Consider the following 23234-nt stretch of genomic DNA (forward strand, 5'->3'; position numbering starts at 1 on the left):
CGGGTCACGCTCCCTTGCGCATGCCGCGCAGCTGCACGACGTAGGCGATCACCATCGTGATCAGGCCCATGATGATGGCCACCGTCGCGGAGTAGTTGTGCTGCTGGCCGTTGAAGGACAGCGAGTACGTGTAGAAGTTCGGCGTGTAGTCGGTGGTGATGGCGTTGCGGGCCAGCGGCCGCAGGATGTTCGGCTCGTTGAACAGCTGGAAGCTGCCGATGATCGAGAAGATCGTCGCGATGACCAGGGCACCCCGGATCGCGGGCAGCTTGATCGCGGTGATCACGCGGATCTGTCCGGCGCCGTCGATCTCCGCGGCCTCGTACAGCGAGTGCGGGATGACGCGCAGCGCCGAGTAGAAGATCAGCATGTTGTAGCCGACGAACTCCCAGGTGACGATGTTGCCGATCGACGCCAGCACCAGGTCGGGGGAGAGCGGATCGGGCAGCGAGACGCTGAACGCCTCGTTGATGTCGCCCACCAGGCCGTACTTCGTGCCGTACATGAAGCCCCACATGAGGGTGGCGACCACGGCGGGCACCGCGTACGGCAGGAAGATCGTGATGCGGAAGAAGCTCTTGCCGTAGAGCCGGCCGCTGTCCAGCGCCAGCGCCACCAGCAGGGCGATGCCCAGCATGATCGGCACCTGGATGGCCAGGAACAGCGACACCCGCCCGAGCGCGCCCCAGAACTGGTCGTCCTTCAGCGCCTGCGTGTAGTTGTCGAAGCCGACGAACTGCGTGCCGCCGATGAGCTGGTCGCGGAAGAGGCTGAGGTAGATCGAGTACGCGATCGGGGCCAGGAAGACCAGGGCGAACACGGCCACGAAGGGACCGATGAAACCCCAGCCCATCCAGGAGCGGCGGTCCCGGTTCGCCGGAGGGGGCGCCGGCCGCGGCTCGGCGGCCACCGGCGGTTGCAGCGTCGTCATGTCGTTCCTCGCTCATCCAGTCCTGGAACCCGCGGTGTCGCGCCGACGTGCCGTGCGCACCGCCACGATGTTTACGCAAACATCAGCCACTGCGAAGAGGCGGTGGGCTGTTATGTTTACGTAAACATCTGATGGCGGCATGTCTACACTGCCCCGATAACCATGGTCAAGGGTCATCTGCGGAGACCCTGAAAGCTGCGGCGACAGAAAGATGGGGGCAACGCGTGGAGATGGCTGAAAGAGCCCCGGCGAACGGAGCCGGGACGGCCATGGGCCCGGCCGGGGGCGCTCAAGGCCCGGACGGCGCGGCACGACGGACTCGCGGCCGAGGCCGGACCACGGCCTCGATGGCGGACGTGGCACGCCTCGCCGGCGTGTCCTCGCAGACGGTGTCGCGCGTCTCCAACGGTTACGCCGGTGTGAACGAGGAAACCCGGCAACAGGTGCTCGCCGCCATGAAGGAACTGGGCTACCGGCCCAACAGCGCGGCCCGCGCCCTCAAGCGCGGAGAGTTCCGCACGATAGGCGTGATCACCTTCACGCTGTCCACGACCGGCAACGTGCGGACCCTGGAGGCCATCGCGACCTCCGCCGCCGCCGAGGGGTACGCCGTGACGCTGCTGCCGGTCGCCGTGCCCACCCAGGACGAGGTGCGCGGCGCGTTCTCCCGCCTTGAGGAACTCGCCGTCGACGCGGTGATCGTCATCATGGAGGTCCATCTGCTGGACGCGGCGACCGTCACCCTGCCACCGCACGTCCAGGTCGTGGTCGTCGACTCCGACGCCGGCAGCCACTACACCGTCGTCGACACCGACCAGTCCGGCGGCACCCGCACGGCCGTCCAACACCTCCTGGACCTCGGGCACCTGACGGTCTGGCACCTGGCGGGACCCGAGGACTCCTTCGCCGCCCAGCGCCGCGCCGACGCCTGGCGCGGAGCGCTCACCGACGCGGGCCGCCCCACGCCGCCCCTCGTCCGCGGCGACTGGTCGGCCGAGTCCGGCTACCACGCCGGCCTCGAACTCGCCGCCCACGAGGACTGCACCGCCGTCTTCGCGGCCAACGACCAGATGGCCCTCGGCCTGCTGCGCGCCCTGCACGAGCGCGGCCGGCGCGTCCCCGAGGACGTCAGCGTGATCGGCTTCGACGACATCCCCGAAGCGGGCTCCTTCCTGCCCCCGCTGACCACCCTCCACCAGGACTTCGCCGAGGTCGGCCGTCTCTGCGTCCAGGCCGTGCTCCGCAAGATGCGCCGAGACGGCCCCCAACGCGGCACGACCCTGGTTCCGACCCGCCTGGTGCTGCGCGACAGCACGGCACCGCCGCCGGGGGGCCGACGCGGGCCGGCGCCGGCCGGGGGAGCGGGGGAGGGCTGAGGCCGATGGGGCGGGGGCTCGTGCGGCGCCCCGGGCCAGGATGCGGACTCCGGTCGGGGCGGGCTCCGACCGGGGCGAGGGCCCAGTGGCCGGGCCTGCCGACTCGGGTCGGCTGCGAGCAGTCGCAGGTGGAGGTCAGGGGGCCGGAGGACCGGAGGCCGGCGGATGGGCCCTGGTGGACCGACCCGGCCCGTGCGGTCGGACGGAGTGCCGGGGCGTCGGCGAGACCTTCGGGCGGTCCTCACGGGACCGGGCCGGCGAAGCCGCGGAGTCGGCGAGTTGGGGCAGCTCGCCGCCGGGCCCCGTAGACCTTGCTCCTATACCAGCCGCAGTTCCAAGTCCCGTTCCCCTACCGCTCGGGCCGCTGTGCGCCAGGCGACCGTGACGGCGGTCCGGGCCGCCGCCGTGCCGGTGTGGGCCTCTGCGGGGAGTCGTTGCGGGGCGCCGACGTGGACGTGGCAGTGGGGGCGGCGTACCGGGGCGGTGAGGGCACCCGCCACCTGCTTGGCCGTCGAGCCCGAGGTGATCCGCCGGGCGCCGGCGTGGCCCACCGGCACCACCAGCGCGCCGGATACCTGCGCGAGCCGGGCGAGTCCGGTGCGGAACGCCTCCGGCGGGCCGGGCGCCGCGTCTGTGCGGTCCGGCAGCCCGCCCTCGCCGTAGAGCAGGACGTGCCGTCCCCCGGCGAGGGCCTCGGCGGCGGCGTCGAGGGCGTACGCGGCGCGTGCCGAGCGGCGGTGGACGGGGATATGGCCCTCGCGGGCCAGCGCCCGCCCGAGCACGGGCACCCGCCAGAGTCCCGCGGTCGCCATCACGACCGGCTCCACGCCGAGCCCGCGCAGCGCGGCCAGCACGACGGCGGGGTCGGCCAGGGAGTCGTGGTTGGCCGCGAAGATGGTCCCCGAGGAGAGGCGCATCCGGAGTTCACTGGTCACGGTGAGGCGCCCGAACAAGGGCACCAGGACGGAGGCGGCACGCGTCAGCACGGCGGGCCCTTTCCGATCGGGGCGGGGTGAGTGAGCCCAGTCTGGCGGCGGCGCGGCGACCGCGCCTGAGTACACCTACTCAGACACCCGTACGACCTCCTACGGGTTCCGCGGTGTTCGCCGCCCGGTCGGGGGCATCCGGAGAACGACTGACCCGAACGAGCCGACACCCGCAGCCACTACTACCCCCGAAGGGACGGACATCGTGCTGGCCATCATCGCGGCGGTGGGGTTCTTCATCGCCTTCCTGATCAACGCGGCGGAGATCTCGACCAACGACACCTTCACCTCCACCAACATCATGCTGCTCGGCCTGACCCTGCTCGCCCTCCACGTCGCCGGCATTGGCGCCGGCTGGTCGGCGCGCGGCCGCAGACGCTGAGGCGAATGGCGGGCCCGCCCCCGGTGATCCGGGAGCGGGCCCGCTCAGGTGTGTGCGCGCACCGGTCGGACTGACCAAGCGATCGCTCCCGGAGGCCAGTGCGGTCCCGGTGCACGACAGGTGGAGCCGCTCCGCGGCGGAGTCGGTGACGGTGACACGGGCGTCCGGCCGGGGCGGAGTCGCGGTGACCGGCCGGGCGGCGGGCCGGCCGACGGCCGCGTCACGGGCGGAGAGGGCGTCGGCCGGGATGTGGTCGATGTAGCGCGGGCCGACGCCGACGGCGGCCCGGAGAGGAGCGGTCCGGGCACCCGCAGCCGACGCGCTTCGGCCGGGACCGTGCCACGTGTGGCTCGACGTCCGCGCAACGCCCGCCGGCCGGCGGGTTCGGCCGCTTTCCGATGAGCGGGCGGGAGTCGGGGTAGGCGGCAGGGAACCCAGGAAAGGATCGTCATGACGACCTACGTGATCAGTGTCCCCGGCACCTTCACCACCGACGTCGACGCGGACACCCGGTCCCGGATCAGCCGCTCCCTGAGCCCGGCCGACCCGCACCGCACACAGATGGGCAACAGCGAGGGCCTCGACGCCCTCTCGCTGAACGACGACGACACGTTCACCATCCGGCTGACCGTGGAGGCGGACACCGCGCCGCACGCCGAGGAGAGCGCGCGGCTGCTCGCGCAGTCGGCCCTGCGCGAGTCCGGGCTGGACGAGAGCGACGCGCCGCTGGGGCCGGCGGCGGTCACCGGCATCGATTCCGACGTCTGATCCCGGCCGCGGGTGCGGAAAGGCGGGTAACCGCTGTCGGAACGCTTCAGTGAGCGGAAACTCCGGGAACCGCTTTCAGTAACCTTCCGCGCGGGAAAACGTCGGAAACCGTTTTCCGAAGACGCTCGCACGAGCCGACACGACGAAGCCGCTTGCCGAAACGCCTGCCGTGAGCCGCACCGGGCACACGCAGGAACACAGGAACGAAGGAACACAGGAACACAGGAGCGCAGAAGCACCGAAGCACCGAAGCACCGAAGCACCGAGCACAACCCCAGGGAGGACACCGTGAGCGAGTACCGAGGGCACACCGTCCCGACGGCCGGGCACACTCCGGACGACGATCTGACCGGGTATCAGGTGGACGCCAGGGACGGCCGGGTGGGCAAGGTCAGCAAATACACCAGGGACCTCGATCGGCTGCACCTGGTGGTGCACACCGGGATCTGGTTCCTCGGCAAGGACGTGGTGCTCCCGGCGGACGCCGTCATGGGCGTCGACCACCAGGCCCGCATCGTGCAGGTCTCCCGGACGAAGGACGAGGTGCGGTCGGCGCCCGTCTTCGACCCGGAGAGGTACCTGGGCGACCCCCGACACCGTGACCAGCTCGGCGGCCGGCACGGTCCGGGACACTGACCCGCGCCGCCCAGGACCGCGGCGAACACCGCCGCGGACCGGGGCCCCCTCGCGGACCGGCCGCCTGACGAGGAAAGATGGGACGGCGAGCGACGGATCAACCCATGCGGAGGAACGGACCATGCAGCACGAACGAGCGGGTCGGCCGGCCGGCCCCGAGGACCTCGTCGACGTGGCCCGACTGGTCACCGCGTACTACGCGCTGCACCCCGACCCCGCCGACCCGGCCCAGCGGGTGGCGTTCGGCACGTCCGGGCACCGCGGCTCCTCCCTGAACACGGCGTTCAACGAGGACCACATCGCCGCGACCAGCCAGGCCATCTGCGAGTACCGCTCCGCCCAGGGCACCGACGGCCCCCTCTTCCTGGGCGCCGACAGCCACGCCCTGTCCGAGCCCGCCCGGGTCACCGCGCTGGAGGTGTTCGCCGCCAACGACGTTCGCGTGCTCATCGACAGCGCCGACGGCTACACGCCCACCCCGGCCGTCTCGCACGCCATCCTCACCCACAACCGGGGCCGCACCGGGGGCCTCGCGGACGGTGTGGTCGTCACCCCCTCGCACAACCCGCCCGGCGACGGCGGTTTCAAGTACAACCCGCCCAGTGGCGGTCCGGCGGGCTCCGACGCCACCTCCTGGATCCAGGACCGCGCCAACGAGATCATCGCGGCCGGCCTGAAGGACGTACGGCGCATCCCCTACCGCCGGGCGCTCGCCGCCCCCGGCACCGGCCGTCACGACTTCCTGGGCGCCTACGTCGCCGACCTGCCGGCCGTCCTGGACCTGGACGCGATCCGTGCCGCGGGCGTCCGGATCGGCGCCGACCCGCTCGGCGGGGCCTCGGTCGCCTACTGGGGCCGGATCGCCGAGGAGCACCGCCTCGACCTGACCGTGGTCAACCCGCTCGCCGACCCGACCTGGCGGTTCATGACGCTGGACTGGGACGGCAAGATCCGCATGGACTGCTCGTCGCCGTACGCGATGGCCTCGCTCATCGGGCAGCGGGACCGGTTCGACATCGCCACGGGCAACGACGCCGACGCCGACCGGCACGGCATCGTCACCCCGGACGCGGGCCTGATGAACCCCAACCACTACCTGGCCGCCGCCATCGCCTACCTCTGCGCCCACCGTGAGCAGTGGCCGGACGGCACAGGCATCGGCAAGACCCTGGTGTCGTCCTCCATGATCGACCGGGTGGCCGCCGATCTGGGCCGCCGTCTCGTCGAGGTGCCCGTCGGCTTCAAGTGGTTCGTGGACGGGCTGGTCGACGGCTCGCTCGGCTTCGGCGGGGAGGAGTCGGCCGGCGCGTCCTTCCTGCGCCGCGACGGATCGGTGTGGACCACCGACAAGGACGGCATCATCCTGGCGCTGCTCGCCTCCGAGATCACCGCGGTCACCGGAAAGAGCCCGTCGGAGCAGTACGCGGCCCTGACGGCACGTTTCGGCGAGCCCGCCTACGCCCGTATCGACGCGCCCGCCACCCGAGAGGAGAAGGCGCTGCTCGCCAAGCTCTCGCCCGCGCAGGTCACCGCGGACACCCTGGCCGGGGAACCGGTCACCGGCGTCCTCACCGAGGCGCCCGGCAACGGCGCGGCCATCGGCGGCATCAAGGTGACCACCGAGAACGCCTGGTTCGCCGCCCGCCCTTCCGGCACCGAGGACGTGTACAAGATCTACGGCGAGTCGTTCCTGGGCCCGGACCACCTGCGCCAGGTGCAGGAGGAGGCGAAGGACGTCGTGATGACGGCCCTCGGCGGCTGACCCACGCAGGGAGTGCCGCGGCTCAGGCGACGGTGAAGCGGAACGCGCCGTCGCCCGAGCCCAGCGTCAGCCACACGTGCCGTTCCTCCCGCACCAGCCGCAGCGCCACGTACGCGCAGCCGGGGCAGCGGGCGGTGAGGCCGGGCTCGGGGCCGTAGACGTGCAGCTCCGCGAGGGGCCCGGAGCGGGCGCACTCCGGGCAGCGCCACCAGGCGGCGGTGGGCTCCACGGCGAGGATCTCCGAGAGCGGTCCGGCAAGGCAGTTGCCGTCGCGATGAGGGGCCGGGTCGGTCACGGGGGCCTCCAGGGTCGGGGTCAGCCGAAGCGTTCGGTGCGGATGGTCGCCGGGTCGCGTCCCAGCCCGGTCAGCAGGTCGCCGACGGTCTCGACGAATCCGGTGGGGCCGCAGACGTACACCGGAGCGGCCGGCGGCAGCCCGTCCGACGCCTCCGCGAGGTCGGCGGCGGTGACCCGGCCGGGAGCACGGGCGCTGCCCGGAGGGGCCTTGCGGGTGTAGAGGAGGCGTACGGCGAGGTCCGGGTGTCCGTCGGCGAGTTCCTCGCGGTACCAGACGTCCTCGGCGCCGCGCACGGAGTACAGCAGACGGAAGGGGCCGCGCGCGAGCGACTGCCGGTGGGCGCGCACCATCGCGGTCAGCGGTACGGCCCCGGATCCGCCGGCCACCAGGAGCACCGGCTCGGTCCGTCCCGGCCGCCAGACGAACCAGTTGCCGAGCGGCCCGCGCACCTCCACCTCCGCCCCGACCGGCAGACCGTCGGCCAGATACGGCGAGACCTCGCCGTCGGGCACGGCCTGCACGCCCAGTTCGAGGCGGTTGCCGTCGACGGGCGCGGCCAGGGAGTAGCTGCGTACGGCCTGATAGCCGTCGTCGGCGGTCAGGCGCACGTCGACGTGCTGGCCGGGCAGATGGCCGGGCCAGCCGGGGACGGTGAGGATCAGGGTGCGGGCGGTGGCGTTCTGCGGGCGGCGCTCCACCAGCCGGGCCCGGCGCCAGACGACGGCCACGCTCAGTCGCCCCAGTTGCGCTGCTCGCGCCACGGGTCGCCGTAGTTGTGGTAGCCGACGCTCTCCCAGAAACCGGGCTCGTCCTCGTGGGTGAGCTGGATGCCCCGCACCCACTTGGCCGACTTCCAGAAGTACAGGTGGGGCACGAGCAGCCGGGCCGGGCCGCCGTGCTCCGGCGACAACGGATAGTCGTCGAACGAGTGCACGATCCAGGCCTGGCCGTCGAGGAGGTCCTCGAGCGGCAGGTTCGTGGTGTATCCGCCGTAGCTGCTGACGACGACGTGGTCCGCGGCCGTCTCCACGTCCTCGAGGAACACGTCGAGGGACACACCGCGCCACCGGGTGTCGAACTTGGACCAGCGCGTGACGCAGTGGATGTCGTGCACGGTGTCCTGCTGGGGGAGGGCCATCATCCGGTCCCAGTCCCACGCGTGCGTCTCGCCGGTCTCCGTCGTGACGGTGAACTGCCAGGACTCGGTGGGGATCTTCGGCGTGGGGCCCGCCGAGAGCACGGGGAACGACTCGGTCGGATACTGGCCGGGCGGCAGTTTGTCGGCCATCCGCTTGCCGCGGCCCCGGAAGCCGGGGGAGAAGGAGTTCACGGTGTCATCTCCTGGGCACGTCCGCCGGGGAGCGTGCGGGGGTTCGTAGTCAGTGTCGGGCGGCGGCGGCCCCTCCACCAACCGGAGGCCGGTCGGGCCGGGCGATTCCCTGCGCCGAGATGTCCGTCCCGCCGGGGTGCCGTCGTCGGCGTCGCACAGGCTAGGGCGCCCGTGCGGGGGCGGCTTGCCCGCGCGTGCACCACGGCCGGTGCGAGGGTGCACGGGTTCTGGGGCCCGGGTGTCGCCGTCGGCGCCCGGCGCGGTCGTGCACCCGGGGGACGGCGGTCGTGCGCTCCCGGACTACCTGCCGTGGCCGGCCGCTCCGGAATCGCCCCGTGCGGGGGCGGCTTGCCCGCGCGTGCACCACGGCCGGTGCGAGGGTGCACGGGTTCTGGGGCCCGGGTGTCGCCGTCAGCGCCCGGCGCGGTCGTGCACCCGGGGGACGGCGGCCGTGCGCTCCCGGACTACCCGCCGCTGCCCGCCGCTCCTAGCATCGCCCCGCCCGGAACCACCGGCTCCGCACCATCTGGGGTTCGTATGCGCAGCACACCGAAGACCGCGAGGACTCCGCGGCCCGACTCGCCCTGGGCGCCTCTCGCGGCGCGCCTCTTCCGAGCCCTGTGGATCGCCCAGCTCGTCTCCAACGTCGGCGGCTGGATGCAGACCGTGGGCGCCCAGTGGCTGCTGGTCGGGGAGAACGCGGCGCTGGTCACGCTCGTCCAGACCGCCTCCAGCCTCCCCGTGGTCCTGCTGGCCCTGCCCTCCGGTGTGGTGGCCGACCGCTTCGACCGGCGCTGGGTGCTGCTGACCGCCCAGTTCGCCATGGTGGCCGTCTCCGGCGTGCTCACCGCGCTCGCGTTCGCGGACGCCCTCGGCCCGGCCTCCCTGCTGTCGCTTACCTTCCTGTTGGGATGCGGCACCGCTCTGATGGGTCCGGCCTGGCAGGCCGTGCAGCCGGAACTGGTCGAGCGGGAGCGCCTCGGCCAGGCGGCCGCGCTCGGCGCCGTGAACATGAACCTCGCCCGTGCCGTCGGCCCCGCGCTCGGCGGAGCGGTCGTGGCCGCGGCCGGAGCGGGCTGGGTCTTCGCGTTCAACGCCGTCTCCTACCTGGGCACCGCCGCCGTCCTGCTCCTGTGGCACCGCCCCGCCACCCCCGCCCGTCCCGGCGGCAGGGAACGCCTGTTGCCCGCCCTGTACGCGGGCCGCCGCTACGTGTGGAACGCCCCCGGGGTCCGCCGTGTGCTGCTGCGCACGCTGCTGTTCGTGCCGGGCGGGGCCGCCCTGTGGTCGCTGCTCCCGGTGACCGCGGACCGCACCCTGGGCCTCGGCTCCGGCGGCTACGGCCTGCTGCTGGGCGCGGTGGGCGTGGGCGCCGTGGCGGGGGCGTTCGTGCTGCCCCTCATCCGCCGCACCCTGGGCGCGAGCGGCACCCTCGCGGCGGGCACCGTGGTCTTCGCGGGTGTCCTCGCGGTGCTGGCCGCCACCCGCTCGCCCTGGCTGGTCGCGGCCGCCCTGCTGCCCGCGGGACTGGCGTGGATCGGTGTCCTGTCCACCCTGAACGCGGCCGTGCAGACCAGGCTCCCCGGCTGGGTGCGGGCCCGCGGCCTCGCCGTGTACCTGCTCGTCTTCCAGGGCGGTCAGGCCTGCGCGGCCCCGCTGTGGGGTGTCCTCGCCGACCGGCTGGGGCTGACCACCGCCTACGTGATCAGCGCCGCCCTGATGGTGCTCGGCGCCGGGACCGTACGCCTGTGGCCGCTGCGTGACACCCAGGGCATCGACCCGTCGCCGTCCAGCCACTGGCCCGTGCCGCCCCTGGTGTTCGAGCCGGGTCCGGCCGACGGCCCCGTCCTGGTGTCCGTCGCCTACCGCGTGCCGCCGGGCAACCGGGCCGAGTTCACCGCCCGCATGGCGCACGTCGCCCGGTCGCGGCGCCGTACCGGCGCCCTCGCCTGGGGCCTCTACCAGGACGGCAACGACCCCGAGCGCTTCCTGGAGCACTATCTCCTCGGCTCGTGGAGCGAGCACCTCGCCCAGCACGGCGACCGGCTCACCGTCACCGACCGCCGCCACGAGCAGCGGGCCCGCGCACTGCTCGTACCGGGCAGCGCGCCGGAGGTCACGCACGCCTTCGACGCCACGGCCGGCCCGCTGATCACGGCCCCCGACGGCTCCACGCCGTCAGCGCCGACAGATATGTCGGTATCATCCAGTAAACGTAAAATGTGAGGTTCGCCCCGAAGGGGCTACCGTCCTCTCCGGAGTGAGGCCATGTCCCGCAAGCGCCCGATGGACGACGGCGACGAGCTGCTGGCCAGGCTCGGTTCGCTGACCGCCCAGGCGCGCGAACGCGCGGAACTGCAACGCTCCCGCGTCGAACTGGCCCTCGCCCTCCAGCGCGGCATGCTCCCCAGGGACCTGCCCACCGCGTCCGGCTACCGGATCGCCGTCCGCTACGCGCCCGCCTACCACGGCCTCAACGTGGGCGGTGACTGGTACGACGCCTTCCGGATGTCCGACGGCCGTATCGGTCTGTCCATCGGCGACGTCCAGGGCCACAACATCGAGGCGACCGCCTTCATGGGCCAGGTCCGCGTCGGCCTGCGCGCCCTCGCCTCCGTCACCAGCGAGCCCGGCGAACTCCTCGCCCTGACCAACGACCTGCTGATCTCCCTCGGTGGCGATCTCTTCGCCACCTGCACCTTCATGCGCCTCGACCCGGCCACCGGCGTGGTGGAGAGCGCCCGCGCCGGTCACATCCCGTGCGTGTGGGCCACCGCGGACGGCTGGTCCGGCGTGGCCGAGGACGAGGGCGGACCGCCGCTCGGCGTCCAGGAGGGGATGGAGTACCCGGTCACCCGCTACCGGCTCACCCAGGGCGGGGTGTTCGTGCTGCTCACCGACGGCGTCGTGGAAGGGCCGTCGATGAGCGTCGAGGAGGGCCTGGACCAGGTCGTGCGCCTCGCCGGCATCGCCGCCGTCGCCGGCCTGGAGGCCCACGCCCTCGCCACCGCCGTGATGAAGGGCGCCGAGCGCGTCGGACACGAGGACGACGCGGCCGTCCTGGTCGTCAGGCACGACGGCATCGTCGGCGGGTAGGAGCGGCGTGTTCAGCCATAGGGCCGGTCCGGGCGCCTCCCGCCTCGCCGTCGGCACGGGCCCGGTGTCTGATGGCTGCTGTGGTGGGTACCAGCGATCTGCGTCGGCCGGCCGTCCTCGCCGCGGAGACGGCGGCGGTCGCGGCCGGCTACTACGCGGCCGGAAAGCTGGGGCTGCTGCGCCGGCTCGTCGTCGAGGGCGCCATCTTCACCCCCATCTGGCCGCCCTCGGGCGTCGCCGTGGCCTGCCTGCTGATCCTCGGGCTCCGCTGCTGGGCGGGCATCGCCCTCGGCGCACTGCTCGTCATCCTGTCGCTCACCTCGCTCAGCCCGTCCGTCGTCTTCAACCTGGCGGGCAACACCGCGGCCCCCGTCTGCGCCTACCTCATGCTGCGCAAGGTGGGCTTCCGCAACGATCTCGCCCGCTTACGCGACGGTCTCGCCCTGGTGTTCCTCGGGGCGCTGACCGCGATGCTGCTCAGCTCGACGGTGGGTGTCGGGGTCCTCCTCGTCACCGACCAGCTGCCCGCGCACGCCTTCTGGCCCGTCTGGCTGGCCTGGTGGGTCGGCGACGCGATGGGCGTCCTCATCGTCACGCCCGTCCTGCTCGTCGTGCACGCCGCCCGCCTGCCGCCGCCCCTGACCCGCTGGAAGGAGGCCGCGGGCATGGCCGTCATCGCCCTCGCGCTCATCCCGCTGGCCACCTACAGCCGCGTCAGCCTGCTCTTCCTCGTCTACCCGCTGCTGATCTGGTCCGCCCTGCGCTTCCAGCTCGCCGGCAGCATGCTGTGCGCCCTGGTCACCTCGGTCCTGGCCACCGTCGCGGCCACCGACGGGGTCGGCCCCTTCGCGGATCTGACCCGCATCGAGGTCATGAGCAAACTCCAGGCCTTCAACGGCACCATGGCCCTGACCGCCCTGCTGCTCTCGGCCGTCATCACCGAACAGCGCAACACGCGCAGGTCGGTGGAACGGGCCTGCCAGGAACTGGTCGAGGTCCTGGAACACCTCACCGCGGGCGACGCACCGTACGGCCGGCCCCCGAAGGACACGGAGGACGATCCGCCCGGCAGCAAATAGGGGATTGCCGACATTCGGCGCGCGAGGGTCCAGATGGATGACTAGCGTGAGGAACCGGACACCAACAGCTCTCACCGGAAAGGGCCGTCACCATGGCCGTGCAACCCCAGGGAACCCCTTGCTGGGCCGACGCGATGTTCAGTGACGTCGAAGGGGCCAAGCGCTTCTACGGCGACGTCCTCGGCTGGACCTTCGGCGAGTCGTCGTCGGAGTACGGCAACTACACCCAGGCCTACGCGGACGGCAAGGCGGTCGCCGCCGTCGTACCGCCGATGCCCGGCCAGGAGGGCCAGTCCGCCTGGTGCCTCTATCTCGCCGCCGAGGACGCCGCCGCCACCGCGGCGAAGATCCGCGAGAACGGCGGCGAGGTGCTGATGGAGCCGATGCAGGTCGGCGAGTTCGGCAGCATGTGCCTGGCCCGCGAACCCAGCGGCGCCGTGTTCGGCGTGTGGCAGGCCGGCAGCCACGAGGGCTTCGAGGCGACGGGCGTGCCCGGCGCGTACGCCTGGGCGGAGGTCTTCACCCGCGAGCCGGAGAAGGCCGACGCCTTCCTCTCCGCCGTCTACGGGTACGGACAGAAGCAGCTGGAGGACGAAGGGGTCGACTTCCGCCTCTACGACCTGGGCGAGGACCCCGTCCTCGGCCGGATGACGATGGGCGACGACTTCCCGCCGGAGGTCCCGTCCTACATCAACGTCTACTTCACCGTCCCCGACTGCGACGACGCCGTCGCCAGGGCGACCAAGCTCGGCGGACAGCTCCGGTTCGGCCCCATGGGCACGCCGTTCGGCCGGTTCGCCGCCCTCACCGACCCGCAGGGCGCGAACTTCTCGGTCATCGACGTCACCACCACCGAGGGCGAGATGCCGCAGACCAGGGACGTCTCCTAGGCCGCGACGGGCCCACCGCCGGGCCATGGCATGATCGTGCGCATGCGTGAACGAGTGGTGGCCGCGTGCGACGGGGCCTCGAAGGGAAACCCCGGTCCGGCGGGCTGGGCCTGGGTGATCTCCGACGCCTCCGAGGCCCCGGACCGCTGGGAGGCGGGCCCGCTCGGCAAGGCCACCAACAACGTCGCCGAACTCACCGCCCTGGAACGCCTGCTGGCGGCGGTCGACCCCGACGTGCCGCTGGAGATCCGCATGGATTCGCAGTACGCCATGAAGGCCGTCACCACCTGGCTGCCCGGCTGGAAGCGCAACGGCTGGAAGACCGCCGCGGGCAAGCCGGTCGCCAACCAGGACCTGGTCGTGCGCATCGACGAACTGCTCGGCGGCCGCACGGTCGAGTTCCGTTACGTGCCCGCCCACCAGGTCGACGGCGACAGGCTGAACGACTTCGCGGACCGGGCCGCCAGCCAGGCGGCGATCGTGCAGGAGCCGGCGGGCAGCGCCCTCGGTTCGCCCGAGCCGCCGCCGGCCCCCGACGTCCCGGCGAAGGCCGCCGTACGCCGCAAGGCCACCGGGGGCACGGGGGCCGGCGGGGGAACGTCGCCACGGCGGACCGGCGGTTCGTCCGCCCGCACGATCAAGGCCAAGTTCCCCGGCCGCTGTGTGTGCGGGCGCCCCTACGCGCAGGGCGAGCCGATCGCCAAGAACGATCAGGGCTGGGGCCACCCGGAGTGCCGTACCGCGGCCGCCGGGTGACCGTGGCCCGTACGGCGGCCGTACGGGCCACGGCGGCGGCACCGGTCAGACGACCACGCCGCGCCAGCCGCCGGTCTCGAGGCCGCGCTCCTCGATGAACTCCTTGAAGCGCTTGAGATCGCCCTTGGTCTGCCGCTTCACGAAGCCGAGTTTGTCGCCGACGGTCTCGGCGAGGCCCTCCGGCTCGAAGACCATCTGGAGCATGACCTTCGTGTGATCGTCGTCGAGACGGTGGAAGGTCACCACGCCGGACTGCCGTGCCTCGCCGCCCACCGTCGTCCAGGCGACCCGCTCGTCCGGGATCTGCTCGGTGATCTCCGCGTCGAACTCCCGGTGCACCCCGTTGACGTCCGTGACCCAGTGGGTGAGTGTGTCGGTGCGCTGTTCGACGCGCTCCACCCCGCCCATGAACTCGGGGAACGTCTCGAACTGCGTCCACTGGTTGTAGGCGGTGTGCACCGGGACACCCACCTCGATGGATTCCTCGACCTGCGTCACGGTCGCTCTCCTCCTCGCTCTCCTCGGGTACGTGGCGCCCGGGTACCCGAGGCCTCGGCGGCCAACCCGGCTCCGGTCAGGCGGTGTCGAAGGTGTAGTGCGGGGTGTGGTCGAGCAGGTCGGCCGGAGCGGTGTCGTTCCACGGCTTCATGGTCTCGTGCAGGTCCACCACGTCCGGCGTCCCCGCCGCCGGGAGGTACCCGGCCGCCGGGTGCCGCCGCTGCCACTCGGCCCACAGCTTGTCGATGTAGGCGTGGTGCAGCCAGAACACCGGGTCGTTGGGGGAGACCCCGGTGGCCATCTGGCCACCGACCCAGACGTGCACCCGGTTGTGCAGGTTGACACCCCGCCACCCCTCCAGATGGTTGCGGAAACCGTCCGACCCGCTGTTCCACGGCGCCATGTCGTACGTCGGCATCGCCAGCACCGAGTCGACCTCGGCCCGCGTCGGCAGCTCCCGCACGCCGGTTCCGAGCGCGCGCCGCAGGAAGGTCCGCCCGTCGACGCGCACCTCGATCGGCCAGTTGCCGGCGGACGCGGCGAACGGGCCGTCCGTCACCCGCCCGTCCCGGCTGCGCCCGGTGCCGCCGAGGAAGTCCGGCGCCCACAGCGAGGAACGCGGCGACCGGTCGACGGACCAGTCCCAGTAGGGCAGCGCCACCGAGGGGTCCACGGACTGGAGCGCCCGCTCGAACTCAAGCAGGAATCTGCGGTGCCAGGGCAGGAAGGACGGTGAACGGTGGCCGGTGCGCTCGCCGTTGTCGGTGTCACCGATGATGAAGGCGTTGTGCGTGGTGACGAAGGCGTCGTAGCGGCCGCTGCGCTTGAGTTCGAGGACGGCGGCGACGAAGCGGCGCTTCTCGTCGGCGGTCAGGGACGCCTGGTTCTTGCGGACGGTCATGTGTGCGGTGCTCCAAGTGTGCGTGCGGGGCGGTCAGTTGGTGGGGAACGGCAGCAGCCGGGCGCCCTGTAGCTCGTCGACCGCGGCGCGGGCGGCGGCCCGCGGGGTCGGCACCGGGTCGTAGTGACTGACCACGCTGATCCAGCTGCCGTCGGCGTTGCGCATCACGTGCAGCTCCACACCGTCGACGAACACCGCGTAGCCGCCGCCGTGGTGACCGCCGCCCTGCTGACCGCCGCCGTGGTGCCCGCCCCCGGCAGTCGGCCGGCCCTGTATCCGGCGTCCCTTGTAGACCTCGTCGAAGGAGTCGCCGGGCGAGTGGGACGGGGTGGCGCCCGTGGAGTGCGCCGCGGCCGTCCCGGTGGCGGTGGCGGCCGCGGCGAGGGCGGCCGCGGTGGTGAGTGCGCGACGACGGCTGAGTTCCGGCATGCGGGACCTCCTGGGGTGCGTTCGGTTGACGACCCCGCATGCCTATCGGCCGACCGGAGAACGGGAGAAATCCCTCAGGACGGGTTGGCTGCGATCCGGACAATCAATAACAAGTCGTGCAATGTTGAAGTAAGATGATCTTGCTCGTGGGTGAGTGTCCCGCGAGGCGGAACGGGCAATTCCTTTCCCTGGGAGGGGCCCTTTCGGTGATCTTTCGCGCGCGACCACTCCACCGGTGGTGTGGCTCACGTGGAGAAAGTGACGGAATCACGAAGAAGGGCCGACCGCGACCACCCCTTCCCGCTGCTACCCTGCGTCGTCAACCGAACACAGTTCGTCATTCCTGGGAGTGTGCGTGAAGGTCGCCTGCGTCGGCGGCGGGCCCGCCGGCCTGTATCTCTCCATCCTGCTCAAGCGGCAGGACCCGTCCCACGACATCACCGTCCACGAACGCGACCCGGAGGGCTCGACCTACGGCTGGGGCGTCACGTACTGGCGCGGACTCCTCGACGAACTCCACGCCCGCGACCCCGAGTCGGCGCGCGCCGTCGCGGAGCACTCCGTGCGCTGGAACCAGGGCGTCGCGCACGTACGGGACCTGGTGACCCGTCAGCCCGGCGACGAGGGCCACGGCATCGGCCGCCACAAGCTCCTGGAGATCCTCACCGCCCGCGCCCGCGCACTGGGCGTACGCCTGGAGTTCGAGCACGAGATCACGCCCGACGACCTGCCCGAGGCGGACCTGGTCGTCGCCGCCGACGGTGTGCACAGCGCCCTGCGCGCCCGCCACGCCCGGCACTTCGGTGCCGAACTGACGCCCGGCCGCAACCCGTACGTCTGGCTCGGCACCACCAAGGTCTTCGACTCCTTCACCTTCGCCTTCGTGGAGACCGACCACGGCTGGATCTGGTGCTACGGCTATCCGTTCAGCTCCGAACGGAGCACATGCGTCATCGAATGCGCCCCCGAGACCTGGACCGGCCTCGGCCTCGACCGGGCGAACGACGCCGACAGAACGGCACAGTTGGAGAAACTCTTCGCGCACATCCTCGACGGCCGCCCCCTGATCGGCCGTGCCTCCGGCGACGGCGGCGCCCCTTGGCTGACCTTCCGCACCCTCACCAACCGCACCTGGTACCGGGACAACGTCGTCCTCCTCGGCGACGCCGCCCACACCACCCACTACTCCATCGGCGCCGGCACCACCCTCGCCCTGGAGGACGCCTTCGCCCTCGCCGACGCCCTGCGGGAGGGCCCCGGCCTGCCGCAGGCCCTCGCCCGCTACGAGCGCGACCGTACGGCGGCCCTGCTGACCCCGCAGAGCGCCGCCCGCCACAGCGCCCAGTGGTACGAGAACCTCACCCGCTACATCGACCTGCCCCCGGAGCAGATGTTCGCCCTGCTCGGGCAGCGCCACTCGCCCCTGCTGCCGTACGTCCCGCCGCAGCTGTACTACCGGCTCGACAAGGCCGCCGGGCGGCTGGCGACCCTGCGCAGACTCAAGCGCTGGCTCGGACCGAGACTCGCCAGGACCGCACAGACCGCACGGACCGCGAGAACCGTGCCGGCCGAGGCCTCGGCCTCCCGGAAGTAGCGGCATCGCCCGCGGCGCCGAGCCGAGAACGGCCCCCACCGAGGAGAGTCACCGACCGCTGCGGCCCGACGGTGCAGGCAGACCTGACCGGCCGGCGGGCGCGCGGACGAACCGCAGGTGGCGGGCCGGACCGGCCGGTTCCGCACCCGGCCGGAACGGATGACAGACTGCCCCCATGGACGAGCGCGAATTCGGCAGGTCTGGTCAGCACGCATCCGTCATCGGTCTCGGCACCTGGCAACTGGGTGCCGACTGGGGCGACGTCGACGACAAGGAGGCACTGGCGGTACTGGAGGCGGCCGCCGAGTCGGGCGTCACCTTCTTCGACACCGCCGACGTGTACGGCGACGGCCGCAGCGAGCAGACCATCGCCACCTTCCTCAGCGGACGGCCCGACCTGCATGTGCTGGTCGCGACGAAGATGGGCCGCCGCGTCGATCAGATCCCCGAGAACTACGTCCTCGACAACTTCCGCGCCTGGAACGACCGCTCCCGCCGCAACCTCGGCGTCGACCGCATCGACCTCGTGCAGCTGCACTGCCCGCCCACCCCCGTCTACTCCACGGACGAGGTCTTCGACGCCCTCGACACCCTGGTGGAGGAGGAGCGCATCGCCCACTACGGCGTCAGCGTGGAGACCTGCGCCGAGGCCCTCACCGCGATCGCCCGGCCGGGCGTGGCCAGCGTGCAGATCATCCTCAACCCGTTCCGCATGAAGCCGCTGTACGAGGTGCTCCCGGCGGCCCGCGAGGCCGGCGTCGGCATCATCGCGCGTGTGCCGCTCGCCTCCGGCCTGCTGTCCGGCAAGTACACCAAGGACACCGTCTTCCCGGAGAACGACCACCGCACCTACAACCGGCACGGCGAGTCCTTCGACCAGGGCGAGACCTTCTCCGGCGTCGACTACGCCACCGGCGTCGAGGCCGCCGCCGAGTTCTCCGCCCTCGCCCCCGAGGGCTGCACCCCGGCCCAGCTGGCGCTGCGCTGGATCGTCCAGCAGCCCGGTGTGACCACGGTGATCCCCGGCGCCCGCTCGCCCGAGCAGGCCCGCGCCAACGCGGCCGCCGCCCGGCTGCCCGAGCTGTCCGAGGAGACCCTGACGGCGATCCGGGACCTCTACGAGCGGCGGATCAAGGAGCAGGTCGAGGGCCGCTGGTAGTCCGGCCCACGACCAAGGGGGAGAAGAACGCCGATCAGCGGGTACTCGCCGGGGAGAACATTTACTCGAACCGGGGAGGGCACGTGGTCACCGCAGTGGGGGACGAGCGTCGCAGGGGTCGCAACGAGACCGAGGAGGAGAGAGCCGACCGGATGTGGGGTGAGCTGATCCAGGAGGTCCGCGTCGCCCAGACGGGCGTGCAGATTCTCTTCGGTTTCCTGCTCACCGTCGTCTTCACTCCGCGCTACGCGAGCCTCGCGGACACCGACAAGGCCATCTACATCGTCACAGTCGTCCTCGGTGCCTGCGCGACCGGCGCCCTGATAGGCCCGGTCTCCCTGCACCGTCTCGTCTCCGGGCGTCGGGTGAAGCCCCAGGCGGTCACCTGGGCCTCCCGGATGACCTTCGTCGGCCTGATGCTGCTGCTCGCCACGATGACCTCGGCACTGCTGCTGATCCTGCGGGTGGCGACCCACAACGGCTTCGTGCCCTACCTGGTCACCGCGGTGGTCGTGTGGTACCTGCTGTTCTGGTTCGGGGTCCCGCTGTGGACCCGGCACCGCTACACGTCCCGCTGAGCAGCCACTCGCACGGCGGCGGGCGGGCGGGCCACGAGTACGGCCGCCCTCCCGCCCGCCGTCCGGCGGGTACGGCTCACTCCGTGGCGCGAGCCCCGCGCAGGGCCGCGATGCAGCTGCCGATCGCCTGCTGGAGCTCCTCCAGCTGCTGCACCATGTCGTCCTCGTAGAAGTCCTGCGCGTCGTCGAAGGTCAGCTCCTCGAACACCTTCGTCGCCTTCTGGAGCCCGCTGTAGAACTTCGTGCGCCGCTCCTGCACCCGCAGCTCGGGGTCGGCCTCCACGGCCTCCACGACGAGGGTCTTCAGCGTGTCGTACGCCTCCGTCGCCCACTCGCCGGAGTCCTCGCCCTCGTCCAGTTCGTCGAGCAGCGACAGGTGCCTCTCGGCCTCCTGGCGCAGGTCGGCGGGCGCGTCCACCGTCTGCCCGGCGGGCGTCCTGATCTGCCCCGACTCGGCGATCTGACGGACGTAGCCGATCCGGTCCGCGGAGCGGCTCTCGCTGGCGACGGCCTTCTTCAGGTCGTCGGTGCGCACCACGTCCCGCGCCAGCTCGGTCTGCAGCTCCGGGTCCTCCTTGATGCGGTCCAGGAGCGCGGCACGGGCCGCCCGCGCGGTCGACGGATCGGCGAGGATAGCGGCGCGCAGGGCCGTCGGGTTCTCGGCCACCTCCAGCGCCTTGGTCGGCCTGATGCCCTCGGCCTCGGCGGCCTGCGCGATCGCGGTGCCGCGCTCGGAGGAGGCACTGGACCGGGACACGTAGTAGGTCAGCCACACGTCGGCGTCCGGCAGCTCGGCCTCCTGCCCCGGCGCCAGTTCCTCGAAGTGCGGGACGAGACCGTCGTCGGCGGCCCGGTCCCAGGCCTTGTAGTAGCGCATGACGCGCTCCGCGGAGCAGCCGGCCAGTTCGGCGAACTCCTTCGCCGACACCTTCGGCGTCTCCTGCGCGCTCTGCCCGCCCGGCCGGACGCTTCGCGCCACCATCAGCCCGAAGGCCCACCCACCGGTCCGCGCGTACGCGCCGAACTCGCGGGCGTCGCGCGCCACGAGGTCGGACAGCGGCGCGGGGGACGCCGCCGCGGCGGACGTCTCGGACGGGTCGATCGCTACGGTCACGGATGACTCTCCTGTGCAGACTGCGGACACCGCACACCCCGGAACGGGACGTACCGACCGGCAGCCTAGGACAAGCACGGGTGTCGCCCCTGCCCGTCACGCCCATGGCCACGCCGGCGGAGGTCAGGCGAAGGCGTCGCGCAGGGCGGGCAGCAGCGTCTTCTCCGACCAGTCCAGAAACGCCGGCTGCGCGTCGCCCCCGATCTGCACCAGGGCGATCTCCGTGAACCCGGCCTGCGCGTACGGCCGGACCGCCTCGACGAAGTCGTCCGGGTCGTCGCCGCACGGGATCGACGCGGCCACGTCGTCCGGGGTGACGAACTGGGTCGCCGACTCGAAGGAGTCCGGATGCGGCAGCTCGGAGTTCACCTTCCAGCCGTTGCCGAACCAGCGGAACTGTGCGTGTGCCCGTTTCACCGCCGTGTCCCGGTCGGGGTCGTAGGAGACCGGCAGCTGGCCCACGCGCGGCTTGCCCGCACCGCCGTGCCGGTCGAAGGCCTCCAGCAGCCCGGACTTCGGCTCGGTGGCGATCACCAGGTCGGCGAGGCGCCCGGCGAGCGCGCACGACCGCTCCCCCGAGACCGCGATGCCGATCTCGGGCGGCGCGTCGGGCAGGTCCCACAGCCGGGCCGAGTCGACGTCGAAGTGCGTGCCGTGATGCGTCACATGGCCGCCCTCGAAGAGCGCGCGGATGATCTCCACGGCCTCCTCGAGCATCTCGTGCCGCACGTCCACGGACGGCCAGCCACCGCCCACCACATGCTCGTTGAGGTTCTCCCCGGAGCCGAGCCCCAGCCGGAAGCGCCCCTCGGACAGCAGCTGCACGGTGGCCGCCTTCTGCGCCACGATCGCCGGGTGGTAGCGGACCGTCGGACAGGTCACGTACGTCATCAGCGGAATGCGCGAGGTGGCCTGGGCGGCGGCGCCCAGCACGCTCCACGCGTAGGGGGAGTGGCCCTGTGACCGGAGCCACGGAAAGTAGTGGTCCGAGGTCACCGAGAAGTCGAAACCGGCCTCCTCGGCCCCCACCACATGGTCGACCAGTTCACGGGGGCCGGCCTGTTCGGTCATCATCGTGTATCCGATTCGCACCATGTGTGCCGGGTCCCCAGGCGGGCGGGGGAGGAAACGGGCCACGGGCGGAACCGGAAATTCCCCCGGTGTCTCTCGGTGTCCCTTTTCGTGCCCTCGCCGTCCGCCGGGCCTTCGGGGAAGGATGCGGGTATGAGCGCCCGTCCGCTGCCTGACAGCACCCCGTCCGCCCAGGGCGTCGACGCCTCGGGCGTCCTCGCCTTCCTCGACGCCGTCGACGCGGCCGAGGCCGTCGAGCCGCACAGCCTCATGGTCCTGCGACACGGCCACGTCGTCGCCGCCGGCTGGTGGGCGCCGTACACGCCCGACCGCCTCCATCTGCTGTACTCCCTCAGCAAGAGCTTCACCTCGACGGCCGCCGGGTTCGCCGTCGCCGAGGGACTGATCGGGCTCGACGACCCGGTGATCTCGTACTTCCCGGAGTTCGACGCCGACATCACCGACCCGCGCAGCCGCGCGATGCGGGTGCGGCACGTGGCGTCGATGGCGAGCGGACACGAGGCCGAGACCCTGGACCGGGCCCGCGCGCTCGACCGCGACGACCTCGTCCGCGGCTTCCTGCTGCTGCCGCCGGACCGCGATCCCGGCACGGTGTTCGCCTACAACCAGCCCGCCACCTACACCCTCGCCGCGATCCTCCAGCGCGTCACCGGCCAGACCCTCACCGCCTATCTACGGCCCCGGCTGCTGGACCCGCTCGGCTTCGGCGACGTCGCCTGGCTGACCGACCGGACCGGCCGAGAGCTGGGCTTCAGCGGCCTGCACGGCAGCACCGACGCGATCGCCCGGCTCGGCCTGCTGTACCTGCGCGAAGGCGACTGGGACGGGCGGCGGCTGCTGCCGCGGGAGTGGATCGCGGAGGCGACCCGCGAGCACATCCCGACGGCGGGCGCCATGGGCGACACCGGCCGGGAGGACTGGGACCGCGGGTACGGCCTCCAGTTCTGGCGCTCCCGGCACGGCTACCGCGGCGACGGCGCCTACGGCCAGTTCTGCCTCGTCCTGCCCGAGCACGACGCCGTCATCGCCACGACCGCGGCGGCCCCCGACATGCAGGGCCTGCTGAACCTCGTCTGGGAGCACCTCCTGCCGGCGTTCCGCCCGGCGCCGCTGTCCGGTCGCCAGGACGCCGACGCGGCCCTCGCCGACCGCCTCACCCGCCTCGCCCTGCCGCCCACGGCAGGCAAGCCCGCGCCGCCGGACCGCCCGCACGCCTGGTCGGGGACCGCCTTCACCCCGTACGGCGGTGTCTGCGCCGACCAGCCGAGCCTCACCGGCGTGACCGTCACGGCGGACGGCGACGGCTGGACACTGACCCTCGCCGAGGGCGACGACCGCCTCGCACCGCGCCTGGGCCCCGGCGCCTGGACCGTGACCGAGGAACCCGTGCCCGTCGCGGCGAGCGGCGGCTGGAGCGACGGCGACACCCTCGCCGTGGACCTGGCCTTCCTGGAGACCCCGCACCGGCTCCGGGTGACCTGCTCCCTCCCGGCCCGGACCTTCACAGCCCGCTGGTCCACGCAACCCCTGCACGGCGGCTCCCTGCACAGGAAGCGCGCGCCGCGGTCCTGAGGCCTCG

The 23234-nt window shown here is 72.3% G+C and carries 24 protein-coding genes; 14 read left to right on the forward strand and 10 right to left on the reverse strand.

Features of this window, described 5'->3' with window-relative positions; translation table 11 throughout:
- Positions 1–4: 4 nt before the first annotated feature.
- The gene (locus ACFWJX_RS26875) at positions 5–931 is read right to left on the reverse strand and encodes a carbohydrate ABC transporter permease (protein ID WP_383248103.1); all 927 of its coding nucleotides are present in this window, start codon (positions 929–931) and stop codon (positions 5–7) included.
- A 347-nt stretch (positions 932–1278) separates the two neighbouring features.
- Here ACFWJX_RS26875 and ACFWJX_RS26880 point away from each other — a divergent pair, with 347 nt between their 5' ends.
- Positions 1279–2307 carry a LacI family DNA-binding transcriptional regulator gene (locus tag ACFWJX_RS26880; protein ID WP_383248105.1) on the forward strand — a complete coding sequence of 343 codons (1029 nt, stop codon included), beginning with the start codon at positions 1279–1281 and terminating at the stop codon, positions 2305–2307.
- 317 nt (positions 2308–2624) lie between these two features.
- On the opposite strand, the gene ACFWJX_RS26885 is transcribed toward ACFWJX_RS26880, so the two are convergent.
- Positions 2625–3293 (reverse strand): lysophospholipid acyltransferase family protein, encoded by a 669-nt coding sequence (locus ACFWJX_RS26885; RefSeq protein WP_383248107.1) that lies wholly within the window; start codon positions 3291–3293, stop codon positions 2625–2627.
- Between the two features lie 205 nt (positions 3294–3498).
- Here ACFWJX_RS26885 and ACFWJX_RS26890 point away from each other — a divergent pair, with 205 nt between their 5' ends.
- From ACFWJX_RS26890 to pgm, 4 genes are all read left to right on the forward strand, one after another.
- A complete protein-coding gene (locus ACFWJX_RS26890) occupies positions 3499–3675 on the forward strand; it encodes a hypothetical protein (protein WP_383248109.1) in 177 nt (58 codons plus the stop codon).
- A 450-nt stretch (positions 3676–4125) separates the two neighbouring features.
- Positions 4126–4443: a hypothetical protein gene (locus ACFWJX_RS26895; protein ID WP_383248111.1), complete on the forward strand. Its 318-nt coding sequence runs from the start codon at positions 4126–4128 to the stop codon at positions 4441–4443.
- A gap of 288 nt (positions 4444–4731) precedes the next feature.
- Positions 4732–5079 (forward strand): PRC-barrel domain containing protein, encoded by a 348-nt coding sequence (locus tag ACFWJX_RS26900; protein ID WP_383248113.1) that lies wholly within the window; start codon positions 4732–4734, stop codon positions 5077–5079.
- Between the two features lie 121 nt (positions 5080–5200).
- Complete coding sequence (gene pgm, locus ACFWJX_RS26905) at positions 5201–6841, forward strand: phosphoglucomutase (alpha-D-glucose-1,6-bisphosphate-dependent) (RefSeq protein ID WP_383248115.1); 1641 nt, start codon at positions 5201–5203, stop codon at positions 6839–6841.
- Positions 6842–6863: 22 nt separating this feature from the next.
- Here the strand turns inward: pgm and ACFWJX_RS26910 are convergent, their stop codons facing one another.
- The 3 genes from ACFWJX_RS26910 to ACFWJX_RS26920 are packed head-to-tail and all read right to left on the reverse strand — an operon-like array spanning position 6864 to position 8469.
- Positions 6864–7136, reverse strand: a complete 273-nt coding sequence (locus ACFWJX_RS26910; protein WP_383248117.1) for a DUF6510 family protein — start codon at positions 7134–7136, stop codon at positions 6864–6866.
- A gap of 20 nt (positions 7137–7156) precedes the next feature.
- Entirely contained in the window at positions 7157–7900 is a 744-nt protein-coding gene (locus tag ACFWJX_RS26915; RefSeq protein WP_383248119.1) for a ferredoxin reductase, read from the reverse strand.
- A complete protein-coding gene (locus ACFWJX_RS26920) occupies positions 7870–8469 on the reverse strand; it encodes a sulfite oxidase-like oxidoreductase (RefSeq protein ID WP_383248121.1) in 600 nt (199 codons plus the stop codon). Before ACFWJX_RS26920 ends, ACFWJX_RS26915 begins: the two co-directional genes overlap by 31 nt.
- Before the next feature lie 537 nt (positions 8470–9006).
- On the opposite strand from ACFWJX_RS26920, the gene ACFWJX_RS26925 reads away from it, so the two are divergent.
- From ACFWJX_RS26925 to ACFWJX_RS26945, 5 genes are all read left to right on the forward strand, one after another.
- A complete protein-coding gene (locus tag ACFWJX_RS26925) occupies positions 9007–10695 on the forward strand; it encodes an MFS transporter (RefSeq protein ID WP_383248122.1) in 1689 nt (562 codons plus the stop codon).
- A gap of 42 nt (positions 10696–10737) precedes the next feature.
- Entirely contained in the window at positions 10738–11565 is an 828-nt protein-coding gene (locus ACFWJX_RS26930) for a PP2C family protein-serine/threonine phosphatase (RefSeq protein WP_383248124.1), read from the forward strand.
- An 80-nt stretch (positions 11566–11645) separates the two neighbouring features.
- Positions 11646–12644, forward strand: a complete 999-nt coding sequence (locus tag ACFWJX_RS26935) for an MASE1 domain-containing protein (RefSeq protein WP_383248125.1) — start codon at positions 11646–11648, stop codon at positions 12642–12644.
- 92 nt (positions 12645–12736) lie between these two features.
- Positions 12737–13534 carry a VOC family protein gene (locus tag ACFWJX_RS26940; protein ID WP_383248127.1) on the forward strand — a complete coding sequence of 266 codons (798 nt, stop codon included), beginning with the start codon at positions 12737–12739 and terminating at the stop codon, positions 13532–13534.
- 30 nt (positions 13535–13564) lie between these two features.
- Positions 13565–14290, forward strand: coding sequence for a ribonuclease H (locus tag ACFWJX_RS26945; protein WP_383248129.1), 726 nt, complete (start codon positions 13565–13567; stop codon positions 14288–14290).
- A 45-nt stretch (positions 14291–14335) separates the two neighbouring features.
- Here ACFWJX_RS26945 and ACFWJX_RS26950 read toward each other — a convergent pair whose 3' ends face one another.
- The 3 genes from ACFWJX_RS26950 to ACFWJX_RS26960 form a co-directional block, all read right to left on the reverse strand.
- Positions 14336–14788 (reverse strand): SRPBCC family protein, encoded by a 453-nt coding sequence (locus ACFWJX_RS26950; RefSeq protein ID WP_383248131.1) that lies wholly within the window; start codon positions 14786–14788, stop codon positions 14336–14338.
- A 76-nt stretch (positions 14789–14864) separates the two neighbouring features.
- Positions 14865–15689, reverse strand: a complete 825-nt coding sequence (locus ACFWJX_RS26955; RefSeq protein ID WP_383248133.1) for a tyrosinase family protein — start codon at positions 15687–15689, stop codon at positions 14865–14867.
- A 33-nt stretch (positions 15690–15722) separates the two neighbouring features.
- On the reverse strand, positions 15723–16118 hold the full coding sequence (locus tag ACFWJX_RS26960) for a tyrosinase cofactor (RefSeq protein WP_383248135.1): 396 nt from the start codon (positions 16116–16118) through the stop codon (positions 15723–15725).
- Between the two features lie 349 nt (positions 16119–16467).
- On the opposite strand from ACFWJX_RS26960, the gene ACFWJX_RS26965 reads away from it, so the two are divergent.
- The 3 genes from ACFWJX_RS26965 to ACFWJX_RS26975 all read left to right on the forward strand — a co-directional run bounded on the left by ACFWJX_RS26965 (position 16468) and on the right by ACFWJX_RS26975 (position 19449).
- Positions 16468–17712, forward strand: coding sequence for an FAD-dependent monooxygenase (locus ACFWJX_RS26965; RefSeq protein WP_383248137.1), 1245 nt, complete (start codon positions 16468–16470; stop codon positions 17710–17712).
- Positions 17713–17887: 175 nt separating this feature from the next.
- A complete protein-coding gene (locus ACFWJX_RS26970) occupies positions 17888–18871 on the forward strand; it encodes an aldo/keto reductase (protein ID WP_383248139.1) in 984 nt (327 codons plus the stop codon).
- Positions 18872–19023: 152 nt separating this feature from the next.
- Positions 19024–19449, forward strand: a complete 426-nt coding sequence (locus tag ACFWJX_RS26975) for a DUF6328 family protein (protein ID WP_383248222.1) — start codon at positions 19024–19026, stop codon at positions 19447–19449.
- 76 nt (positions 19450–19525) lie between these two features.
- Here ACFWJX_RS26975 and ACFWJX_RS26980 read toward each other — a convergent pair whose 3' ends face one another.
- Together ACFWJX_RS26980 and ACFWJX_RS26985 are read right to left on the reverse strand one after the other, a co-directional pair.
- Positions 19526–20563: a hypothetical protein gene (locus tag ACFWJX_RS26980; RefSeq protein ID WP_383248141.1), complete on the reverse strand. Its 1038-nt coding sequence runs from the start codon at positions 20561–20563 to the stop codon at positions 19526–19528.
- A 123-nt stretch (positions 20564–20686) separates the two neighbouring features.
- Positions 20687–21658, reverse strand: coding sequence for an LLM class F420-dependent oxidoreductase (locus tag ACFWJX_RS26985; protein WP_383248143.1), 972 nt, complete (start codon positions 21656–21658; stop codon positions 20687–20689).
- A gap of 129 nt (positions 21659–21787) precedes the next feature.
- Between ACFWJX_RS26985 and ACFWJX_RS26990 the strand changes: the two genes are divergently transcribed.
- On the forward strand, positions 21788–23227 hold the full coding sequence (locus ACFWJX_RS26990; protein WP_383248145.1) for a serine hydrolase domain-containing protein: 1440 nt from the start codon (positions 21788–21790) through the stop codon (positions 23225–23227).
- The last annotated feature ends 7 nt before the right edge of the window (positions 23228–23234 follow it).

The organism is Streptomyces sp. NPDC058335 (assembly GCF_042723915.1).
Lineage (GTDB): Bacteria > Actinomycetota > Actinomycetes > Streptomycetales > Streptomycetaceae > Streptomyces.

Coding starts and splice junctions, on each gene's coding strand:
- ACFWJX_RS26975 (WP_383248222.1), top strand. CDS start 19,024: ATGTGGGGTGAGCTGATCCAGGAGGTCCGCGTCGCCCAGACGGGCGTG.
- pgm (WP_383248115.1), top strand. CDS start 5,201: ATGCAGCACGAACGAGCGGGTCGGCCGGCCGGCCCCGAGGACCTCGTC.
- ACFWJX_RS26895 (WP_383248111.1), top strand. CDS start 4,126: ATGACGACCTACGTGATCAGTGTCCCCGGCACCTTCACCACCGACGTC.
- ACFWJX_RS26945 (WP_383248129.1), top strand. CDS start 13,565: ATGATCGTGCGCATGCGTGAACGAGTGGTGGCCGCGTGCGACGGGGCC.
- ACFWJX_RS26985 (WP_383248143.1), bottom strand. CDS start 21,658: ATGGTGCGAATCGGATACACGATGATGACCGAACAGGCCGGCCCCCGT.
- ACFWJX_RS26940 (WP_383248127.1), top strand. CDS start 12,737: ATGGCCGTGCAACCCCAGGGAACCCCTTGCTGGGCCGACGCGATGTTC.
- ACFWJX_RS26880 (WP_383248105.1), top strand. CDS start 1,279: ATGGCGGACGTGGCACGCCTCGCCGGCGTGTCCTCGCAGACGGTGTCG.
- ACFWJX_RS26875 (WP_383248103.1), bottom strand. CDS start 931: ATGACGACGCTGCAACCGCCGGTGGCCGCCGAGCCGCGGCCGGCGCCC.
- ACFWJX_RS26990 (WP_383248145.1), top strand. CDS start 21,788: ATGAGCGCCCGTCCGCTGCCTGACAGCACCCCGTCCGCCCAGGGCGTC.
- ACFWJX_RS26955 (WP_383248133.1), bottom strand. CDS start 15,689: ATGACCGTCCGCAAGAACCAGGCGTCCCTGACCGCCGACGAGAAGCGC.
- ACFWJX_RS26960 (WP_383248135.1), bottom strand. CDS start 16,118: ATGCCGGAACTCAGCCGTCGTCGCGCACTCACCACCGCGGCCGCCCTC.
- ACFWJX_RS26930 (WP_383248124.1), top strand. CDS start 10,738: ATGTCCCGCAAGCGCCCGATGGACGACGGCGACGAGCTGCTGGCCAGG.
- ACFWJX_RS26925 (WP_383248122.1), top strand. CDS start 9,007: ATGCGCAGCACACCGAAGACCGCGAGGACTCCGCGGCCCGACTCGCCC.
- ACFWJX_RS26970 (WP_383248139.1), top strand. CDS start 17,888: ATGGACGAGCGCGAATTCGGCAGGTCTGGTCAGCACGCATCCGTCATC.